Annotated in this window: 8 protein-coding genes and 2 pseudogenes; 8 read left to right on the top strand and 2 right to left on the bottom strand. The window is 58.6% G+C overall.

The genetic code is table 11. The features are described 5' to 3' along the window. A pseudogene (locus tag KHQ28_RS25545) lies at positions 1 to 145 on the bottom strand (TOBE domain-containing protein); the annotation flags it as partial. Between KHQ28_RS25545 and KHQ28_RS29355 the strand changes: the two are divergent. The 7 genes and pseudogenes from KHQ28_RS29355 to gpmA all read left to right on the top strand — a co-directional run. Further along, positions 131 to 202, top strand: a pseudogene (locus tag KHQ28_RS29355) (hypothetical protein); the annotation flags it as partial. The pseudogenes KHQ28_RS25545 and KHQ28_RS29355 sit on opposite strands and share 15 nt — an antisense overlap. A gap of 67 nt (positions 203 to 269) precedes the next feature. Continuing rightward, entirely contained in the window at positions 270 to 1,742 is a 1,473-nt protein-coding gene (gene modF / locus KHQ28_RS25540; protein WP_032419202.1) for a molybdate ABC transporter ATP-binding protein ModF, read from the top strand. Positions 1,743 to 1,951: 209 nt separating this feature from the next. Next, positions 1,952 to 2,968 (top strand): UDP-glucose 4-epimerase GalE, encoded by a 1,017-nt coding sequence (gene galE / locus KHQ28_RS25535; protein ID WP_002895150.1) that lies wholly within the window; start codon positions 1,952 to 1,954, stop codon positions 2,966 to 2,968. A gap of 9 nt (positions 2,969 to 2,977) precedes the next feature. Continuing rightward, positions 2,978 to 4,024, top strand: coding sequence for a galactose-1-phosphate uridylyltransferase (galT, locus tag KHQ28_RS25530; RefSeq protein WP_055314315.1), 1,047 nt, complete (start codon positions 2,978 to 2,980; stop codon positions 4,022 to 4,024). Positions 4,025 to 4,026: 2 nt separating this feature from the next. Further along, complete coding sequence (galK, locus tag KHQ28_RS25525; RefSeq protein WP_004176842.1) at positions 4,027 to 5,175, top strand: galactokinase; 1,149 nt, start codon at positions 4,027 to 4,029, stop codon at positions 5,173 to 5,175. After that, on the top strand, positions 5,169 to 6,212 hold the full coding sequence (galM, locus tag KHQ28_RS25520) for a galactose-1-epimerase (RefSeq protein WP_032419204.1): 1,044 nt from the start codon (positions 5,169 to 5,171) through the stop codon (positions 6,210 to 6,212). The genes galK and galM overlap by 7 nt, the downstream gene beginning before the upstream one ends. Before the next feature lie 291 nt (positions 6,213 to 6,503). Next, on the top strand, positions 6,504 to 7,256 hold the full coding sequence (gene gpmA / locus KHQ28_RS25515) for a 2,3-diphosphoglycerate-dependent phosphoglycerate mutase (protein WP_002895089.1): 753 nt from the start codon (positions 6,504 to 6,506) through the stop codon (positions 7,254 to 7,256). Between the two features lie 73 nt (positions 7,257 to 7,329). On the opposite strand, the gene aroG is transcribed toward gpmA, so the two are convergent. Further along, positions 7,330 to 8,382: a 3-deoxy-7-phosphoheptulonate synthase AroG gene (gene aroG, locus KHQ28_RS25510; RefSeq protein ID WP_060578889.1), complete on the bottom strand. Its 1,053-nt coding sequence runs from the start codon at positions 8,380 to 8,382 to the stop codon at positions 7,330 to 7,332. A 314-nt stretch (positions 8,383 to 8,696) separates the two neighbouring features. Between aroG and KHQ28_RS25505 the strand changes: the two genes are divergently transcribed. After that, a partial coding sequence (locus tag KHQ28_RS25505) for a protein YbgS (RefSeq protein WP_266097867.1) occupies positions 8,697 to 8,799 on the top strand: 103 nt, incomplete at its 3' end.

The raw sequence follows: 8,799 nt of genomic DNA, 5'->3' as shown, positions 1-8,799 counted from the left end.
CCGCCAGGCCAGCGGCCTGCGCCTGTGGCAGGGTGGCGCACAGGGTTTGACCGTCCGCCAGGGTCATCAGTACTTCGCACTGTCCGGACCCGCATTCGATATGACTGATACGTCCCGACAGCTGGTTATCGGCCTGGCGGAAGGAACGGAGGCGATCGCTTACTTCAATGCCGATCGCATCATTCTCGCGACGTTATGCTGACCCCATTGACATTACGCGCCTGAAGTCGTATCCCTGATGCACATCGCTGCAAAAAATGGGATACATCATGTCATCATTGCAAATTTCGCAAGGCACGTTTCGCCTGAGCGATACAAAGACCTTAAAAATAGACCACCTGAGCGTGGCGGCGGGTGAAAGCTGGGCGTTCGTCGGCAGCAACGGCAGCGGCAAATCCGCCCTCGCGCGGGCCCTGGCCGGCGACCTGACCCTGCTCAGCGGCCAGCGCGAAAGCCACTTCTCCCGCGTAACCCGCCTCTCCTTCGAGCAGTTGCAGAAGCTGGTCAGCGACGAGTGGCAGCGCAATAACACCGACCTGCTCAGCCCTGGCGAAGAAGATACCGGCCGCACCACCGCGGAGATTATCCAGGATGACGTGAAAGATCCTGCCCGCTGCGCGCGCCTGGCCGAACAGTTTGGCATCAGCGCCCTGCTGGACCGCCGGTTTAAATACCTGTCGACCGGGGAAACGCGTAAGACCCTGCTGTGTCAGGCCCTGATGACCGATCCGCAACTGCTGATCCTCGATGAACCTTTCGACGGTCTCGACGTCAACTCCCGCCAGCAGCTGGCTGCCCTGCTGGCCGACCTGCACAGCGCCGGCATCACCCTGGTGCTGGTGCTCAACCGTTTCGATGAGATCCCGGAGTTTGTGCAATTCGCCGGCGTGCTGGCTGACTGCACCCTTAGCGAGACCGGCGAGAAGTCTTCCCTGCTGCAGCAGGCGCTGGTCGCCCAGCTGGCGCACAGTGAAAAACTGGACGGCATCACCCTGCCGGAGCCGGATGTCCCACCGGCCCGTCATGCGCTGGCAGACTCGGCGCCGCGTATCGTGCTCAACGACGGCGTGGTCTCCTATAACGATCGCCCGGTCATCAATCACCTCTCATGGACCGTGAATCCGGGCGAACACTGGCAGATCGTCGGTCCCAACGGCGCCGGTAAATCTACGCTGCTGAGCCTGGTCACCGGGGATCATCCGCAGGGCTACAGCAACGATCTCACGCTCTTTGGCCGCCGGCGCGGCAGCGGTGAGACCATCTGGGATATTAAAAAGCATATCGGCTACGTCAGCAGCAGCCTGCATCTGGACTACCGGGTCAGCACCAACGTCCGCAACGTCATCCTGTCGGGATATTTTGACTCGATCGGCATTTATCAGGCGGTCTCCGACAAGCAGCATAAGCTGGTGCAGCAATGGCTGGATATTCTCGGCATCGATAAGCGCACCGCCGACGCGCCGTTTCACAGTCTGTCGTGGGGCCAGCAGCGGCTGGCGCTTATCGTCCGCGCGCTGGTGAAGCATCCAACCCTGCTGATCCTCGATGAACCGCTGCAGGGGCTGGACCCCCTCAACCGCCAGCTGGTGCGCCGCTTTGTCGACGTGTTGATTGGCGAAGGGGCCACACAGCTGCTGTTTGTCTCGCACCATGCGGAAGATGCCCCGGACTGTATTACCCATCGCCTGGCGTTCGTTCCCAGTGGAGACGGTTACACTTATCAGCTCGGCCCTGTGGCCTGACGCCCCCTGCCGGGGATCGAAAGATCCCTGGTATTTTTCAGAAAAATAGCGCCAAACAAACCTAATACATTGAATTAAAATTAAAAATATAAAATTTACGTTATTTATACCCCAAGTGTAAACGATTCCACTAACTTGCCCTATGTCACACTTTTCACTTCTTTGATATGCTATCTTCCTCACAAACGATAAGCCGAATGGAGCGAATCATGAAAGTTCTGGTTACAGGTGGTAGCGGTTACATTGGAAGTCATACCTGCGTTCAACTGCTGCAGCAGGGACACGAGGTGGTGATCCTCGACAATCTCTGCAACAGCAAGCGCAGCGTACTGCCGGTGATTGAACGTCTCGGCGGCAAAGAAGCCACCTTTATTGAAGGCGATATTCGTAACGAAGCGCTGATGACGGAGATCCTCCACGATCACGCCATTGAGGCAGTGATCCACTTCGCCGGGCTGAAAGCCGTCGGGGAGTCCGTCGCCAAGCCGCTGGAATATTACGACAATAACGTCACCGGCACACTGAAATTAGTCTCTGCCATGCGCGCCGCTGGCGTGAAGAACTTTATCTTTAGCTCCTCCGCTACCGTCTACGGCGATCAGCCGAAAATCCCGTATGTCGAAAGCTTCCCGACCGGCACCCCGCAAAGCCCCTACGGCAAAAGCAAGCTGATGGTGGAGCAGATCCTGACCGACCTGCAGAAAGCCCAGCCGGAGTGGAGCATTGCCCTGCTGCGCTACTTCAACCCGGTCGGCGCCCACCCGTCGGGCGACATGGGGGAAGACCCGCAGGGGATCCCGAACAACCTGATGCCCTACATCGCCCAGGTCGCCGTTGGCCGTCGCGAATCGCTGGCCATTTTTGGTAACGACTATCCGACCGAAGATGGTACCGGCGTGCGCGATTACATCCATGTGATGGACCTCGCCGATGGCCACGTCGCGGCCATGGAAAAACTGGCTGACAAAGCCGGGGTGCATATCTACAACCTTGGCGCCGGCGTCGGCAGCAGCGTGCTCGACGTAGTCAATGCTTTCAGCAAGGCCTGCGGCAAACCCATTAACTACCATTTCGCGCCGCGCCGCGATGGCGACCTCCCGGCCTACTGGGCGGATGCTGCCAAGGCCGACCGCGAGCTGAACTGGCGCGTAACGCGCAACCTGGACGAAATGGCGCAGGACACCTGGCACTGGCAGTCCCGTCATCCGCAGGGTTATCCAGACTAAGGAACCTTCATGAGCGTATTTAACCTCGTTGACCATCCACATCGTCGTTATAACCCGTTAACCGGACAGTGGATTCTGGTTTCTCCGCATCGCGCCAAGCGCCCCTGGCAGGGGGCGCAGGAAACGCCGGCAAAACAGACCTTGCCGGCCCACGATCCGGACTGTTTCCTGTGCCCGGGCAACACCCGGGTGACCGGCGACACTAACCCGAATTACACCGGTACCTACGTATTTACCAACGACTTTGCGGCCCTGATGACCGACACCCCGGACGCACCGGAGAGTGACGATCCGCTGATGCGCTGCCAGAGCGCCCGCGGCACCAGTCGGGTGATCTGCTTCTCGCCAGACCACAGCAAAACGCTGCCGGAACTGAGCCTTGGAGCGCTGGAAGACGTGGTTAAAACGTGGCAGGAACAGACCGCGGACCTCGGGAAAAGCTACCCGTGGGTGCAGGTTTTTGAAAACAAAGGGGCAGCGATGGGCTGCTCCAACCCTCACCCGCATGGTCAGGTGTGGGCCAACAGTTTCCTGCCCAATGAAGCGGAACGGGAAGACCGTCTGCAGAAAGAGTATTACGCCGCACAGGGCCAGCCGATGCTGCTGGACTATGTGCAGCGCGAACTGGCCGACGGCAGCCGCACGGTGGTGGACACCGAGCACTGGCTGGCGGTGGTGCCCTACTGGGCCGCCTGGCCGTTCGAAACGCTGCTGTTGCCGAAAGCGCACGTGCAGCGCATTACCGATCTCACCGACGCCCAGCGCAGCGATCTGGCGCTGGCGTTGAAAAAGCTGACCAGCCGTTACGACAACCTGTTCCAGTGCTCATTCCCCTACTCCATGGGCTGGCACGGCGCGCCGTTTAACGACGAAGACCATAACCACTGGCAGCTTCATGCCCACTTTTATCCGCCGCTGCTGCGCTCCGCGACGGTCCGCAAGTTTATGGTTGGTTATGAAATGCTGGCCGAAACTCAGCGCGATCTGACCGCCGAGCAAGCTGCCGAACGACTGCGCGCCGTCAGCGACGTCCATTTTCGTGAATCCGGAGTGTAATGATGAGTCTGAAAGAGAAAACCCAAACCCTGTTCGCTGACGCCTTCGGCTACCCGGCCAGCCATGTCATTCAAGCGCCAGGCCGCGTCAACCTGATCGGCGAGCATACCGATTACAACGACGGTTTTGTGCTGCCCTGCGCTATCGACTACCAGACAGTGATCAGCTGTGCGCCGCGCGACGATCGTACCGTGCGGGTGATTGCCGCCGATTACGATAATCAGACCGATGAGTTCTCTCTCGACGCGCCGATTATCAGCCACGACACCCAGCAGTGGTCTAACTATGTCCGCGGCGTGGTAAAGCATCTGCAGCAGCGGAACAGCCACTTTGGCGGCGCGGATCTGGTGATCAGCGGCAATGTACCGCAGGGTGCGGGGTTAAGCTCCTCAGCCTCGCTGGAAGTCGCCGTCGGCACCGTGTTCCAACAGCTGTATCATCTGCCGCTGGATGGCGCGCAAATCGCCCTCAACGGCCAGGAGGCGGAAAACCAGTTCGTCGGCTGCAACTGCGGCATCATGGATCAGCTGATTTCAGCGCTGGGCAAAAAAGACCACGCGCTGCTGATCGACTGCCGTTCGCTGGGCACCAAAGCCGTCTCGATGCCGAAAGGCGTGGCGGTGGTAATCATCAACAGCAACTTTAAGCGCACCCTCGTCGGCAGCGAGTACAACACCCGTCGTGAACAGTGCGAAACCGGCGCGCGCTTCTTCCAGCAGCCCGCCCTGCGCGATGTCACCCTTGAGCAATTTAACGCCGTCGCCCATGAGCTGGATCCGGTCGTCGCGAAGCGCGTACGCCATGTGCTGACGGAGAATGCCCGCACTGTGGAAGCCGCCAGCGCCCTCGAAAAAGGCGACCTGAAGCGGATGGGTGAGCTGATGGCAGAGTCCCACGCCTCGATGCGTGATGATTTCGAGATCACCGTCCCGCAGATCGACACCCTGGTGGAGATCGTTAAGGCCGCGATCGGCGATAAGGGCGGCGTGCGCATGACCGGCGGCGGCTTTGGCGGCTGCGTGGTAGCGTTAATCCCGGAAGAACTGGTCGATACCGTTCAGCAGGCCGTTGCCAACGAGTATGAAGCGAAAACCGGTATTAAAGAGACATTCTATGTCTGCAAACCGTCACAGGGGGCTGGCCAATGCTAACGCAAACCACCGCGCTGGCCCCGGACGGTCAGCCATGGCAGCAGGTGACCCTGCGCAATAAGTCGGGGATGACCGTCACCGTGGCTGACTGGGGCGCGACGCTGCTCAGCGCCGAGGTGCCGCTGGCCGATGGCAGCCTGCGCCGACCGCTGCTGGGCTGCGCAAAGCTGGAAGACTATGCTCGCCAGGCCGCATTTCTTGGCGCCTCGGTAGGCCGCTACGCCAACCGTATCGGCCACAGCCGCTTCCCGCTTGACGGCCAGGTCGTCAACGTCACGCCGTCAAACGACGCGGGCCACCAGCTCCACGGCGGCCCGGAAGGGTTTGATAAGCGCCGCTGGCGCATTGTCCACGCCGACGAGCAGGAAGTGCTGTTCGCCCTGACCTCGCCCGATGGCGATCAAGGCTTTCCGGGCACCCTGCAGGCCACCGCGCACTATCGTCTGAGCGACGATAACCGCATCGCGATTACCTATCGCGCCACCGTGGACCAACCCTGCCCGGTGAATATGACAAATCACGTCTATTTCAACCTCGACGGTGAGCAGGGCGATGTGCGCCAGCATCAGCTCCAGATCCTCGCCCAGAGGTATCTGCCGGTGGAAAGCGACGGTATCCCGGGTGGCGAACTGAAAGATGTTGCTAACACCAGCTTTGATTTCCGCCAGCCGAAAACCATCGCCGCCGACTTCCTCGCGGATGCCGATCAGCAAAAGGTGAAGGGATACGATCATGCCTTCCTGCTGGATGCCCAAGGCGACGCCAGCCAGCCTGCGGCACAGGTCTGGTCGCAGGATGGCAAGCTGCAGATGACGGTCTATACCTCCGCTCCGGCGCTGCAGTTTTACTCCGGCAACTATCTCGGCGGCACCCCGTCGCAGACGACGGAGCCCTACGCCGACTGGCAGGGGCTGGCGCTGGAGAGCGAATTCCTGCCGGATTCGCCGAACCATCCGCAATGGCCGCAGCCGGACTGTGTATTACGTCCGGGCCAGGAGTACGTCAGCCTGACGGAATATCAGTTTATCGCCCGATAATCGCCAGCGCCCTCCATCAGGGGGCGCTGTTTTTCGTCCCCGCCCTCCTCTCTGCCGCCTCTTTTTTCAGCAACCTGCTCTATTTTCCGTCACCAAAGGACAAAAAAATAACCTGTGTATTACAAGCACCTTACACTGCGCCACTATTTTCGCTATGGTTAGGGATAAGCATTGCCGTGCGCCAAATCACGGCAATATAATGAGAATAGTTATCAATCAATAACACATACACCATCACATTCAGCGCACCGTTCGCGGCGCGAGGGATGGCGTGTAGAGAGGAGTGAGAGAATGGCTGTAACTAAGCTGGTACTGGTTCGTCATGGCGAAAGCCAGTGGAACAACGAAAACCGCTTCACCGGTTGGTACGACGTGGATCTGTCCGAGAAAGGCGTTAGCGAAGCGAAAGCAGCGGGTAAACTGCTGAAGGCTGAAGGCTTCAGCTTTGATTTTGCTTATACCTCCGTGCTGAAACGTGCCATCCACACCCTGTGGAACGTGCTGGACGAACTGGATCAGGCCTGGCTGCCGGTTGAGAAATCCTGGAAGCTGAACGAGCGTCATTACGGCGCGCTGCAGGGCCTGAACAAAGCGGAAACCGCTGAGAAATACGGTGACGAGCAGGTTAAACAGTGGCGTCGCGGCTTCGCTGTCACTCCGCCGGAGCTGACCAAAGACGACGAGCGCTACCCGGGCCACGATCCGCGCTATGCAAAACTGACCGACGCCGAACTGCCGACCACTGAAAGCCTGGCGCTGACCATCGACCGCGTCGTGCCTTACTGGAACGAAACCATTCTGCCGCGCCTGAAAAGCGGTGAGCGCGTGATCATCGCCGCTCACGGTAACTCCCTGCGCGCGCTGGTGAAATACCTCGACAACATGGGCGAAGACGAGATCCTCGAACTGAACATCCCGACCGGCGTACCGCTGGTGTATGAGTTCGATGAAAACTTCAAGCCGATCAAACATTACTATCTGGGCAATGCGGAAGAGATCGCGGCGAAAGCTGCTGCCGTCGCCAACCAGGGTAAAGCGAAGTAATTTCTCCTGGTGAGAACAAAAAAGCGTGGAAATCTCCACGCTTTTTTTATGACCTGCGCTAGCGCGGAGTAGCTTAGCCGCGGCGGGTTTTCACCGCTTCCGCCAGCTGACGCAGGATCGTTTCGGTATCCTCCCAGCCGATGCAGGCGTCGGTGACGCTCTTGCCGTAGGTCAGCGGTTCACCGCTCTCGAGGCTCTGGTTGCCTTCCACCAGATGGCTTTCAATCATCACGCCCATAATGGCGCGCTCGCCGCCGGCGATCTGCTGGCATACGTCGGCGCCCACTTCCATCTGCTTCTTAAACTGCTTGCTGGAGTTGGCATGGCTGAAGTCGATCATCACCTGGGCCGGAAGACCCGCTTTCGCCAGACCGATTTTCACCTCCGCCACGTGCTTCGCTCTGTAGTTAGGCTCTTTGCCGCCGCGCAAAATAATATGGCAGTCGCCGTTACCGCTGGTATTCACGATGGCGGAGTGGCCCCACTTGGTGACCGACAGGAAACAGTGCGGTGCGCCGGCGGCGTTAATCGCATCGATAGCCACCTTGATGGTGCCATCGGTACCGTTTTTAAAGCCCACCGGGCAGGAGAGTCCGGAGGCGAGCTCACGGTGCACCTGGGATTCGGTGGTACGCGCGCCAATGGCGCCCCAGCTCATCAGATCGGCGACATACTGCGGGGTGATCATATCGAGGAATTCCCCCGCCGCCGGCAGGCCGCTGTCGTTAATGTCCAGCAGCAGTTTGCGCGCGATGCGCAACCCGTCGTTGATGCGGAAGCTGTTATCCATATGGGGATCGTTGATGAGCCCTTTCCAGCCGACGGTGGTGCGCGGTTTTTCAAAATAGACCCGCATGACGATCTCGAGCTCGCCCTTCAGCGCCTCGCGCAGGTTCAGCAGGCGGGCGGCATACTCTTTCGCCGCTGCCGGATCGTGAATAGAACAAGGCCCAATCACCACCAGCAGACGGTCATCGTCGCCTTTGAGGATCTGATGGATCGCTTTGCGAGCATGTGCAACGGTGTTTGCAGCATTTTCGGTAGCAGGGAATTTTTCCAGGAGCGCAACGGGAGGTAATAATTCGTTGATCTCTTTAATGCGTAAATCGTCGTTCTGATAATTCATCTTCTTTCCAGCGTTGCCATACTTATTCAATGAAATGCAATCCCTCCAATCTATCTCTTCGCTGAAATAGTGTAAACGTGATTTTACAGTAGTGATGGAATAATCCTGGAAATAGGCAAAAATACGCCATAAAGTAGCGAAACCAGGCTCATGAACTACAATATTTAACTGTTAAAGCTAATTAAGTCTTACGTTTCAGGATTATATAGTGACACTGCGATCGTCTGCGGAGTCTTAAACCATAGCGAGTCAGATCCCTGGCACACTCACCGCGGGAAGCGCATTTCCCCTTCCCGGCTTAACAGGAGTATCCGATGAATATGAAAAAACTGACGACCCTTTTGCTCACCGCCACCTTAGGTCTTGCCAGCGGCGCGGCCCTGGCGGCAGACACCGGCGCCCAGTCCAATAATGGCC

Source organism: Klebsiella sp. 28, from assembly GCF_018223905.1.
Classification (GTDB): Bacteria; Pseudomonadota; Gammaproteobacteria; order Enterobacterales; family Enterobacteriaceae; genus Klebsiella; species Klebsiella pneumoniae.
Note: the sequence above shows the minus strand (reverse complement) of the source record. Positions and strands in the feature narration are given on the sequence as shown.

Bases quoted from the DNA above. Each gene is read 5' to 3' on its own strand.
- galK (WP_004176842.1), top strand. From the start codon at position 4,027: ATGAGTCTGAAAGAGAAAACCCAAACCCTGTTCGCTGACGCCTTCGGC.
- gpmA (WP_002895089.1), top strand. From the start codon at position 6,504: ATGGCTGTAACTAAGCTGGTACTGGTTCGTCATGGCGAAAGCCAGTGG.
- modF (WP_032419202.1), top strand. From the start codon at position 270: ATGTCATCATTGCAAATTTCGCAAGGCACGTTTCGCCTGAGCGATACA.
- aroG (WP_060578889.1), bottom strand. From the start codon at position 8,382: ATGAATTATCAGAACGACGATTTACGCATTAAAGAGATCAACGAATTA.
- galM (WP_032419204.1), top strand. From the start codon at position 5,169: ATGCTAACGCAAACCACCGCGCTGGCCCCGGACGGTCAGCCATGGCAG.
- galE (WP_002895150.1), top strand. From the start codon at position 1,952: ATGAAAGTTCTGGTTACAGGTGGTAGCGGTTACATTGGAAGTCATACC.
- galT (WP_055314315.1), top strand. From the start codon at position 2,978: ATGAGCGTATTTAACCTCGTTGACCATCCACATCGTCGTTATAACCCG.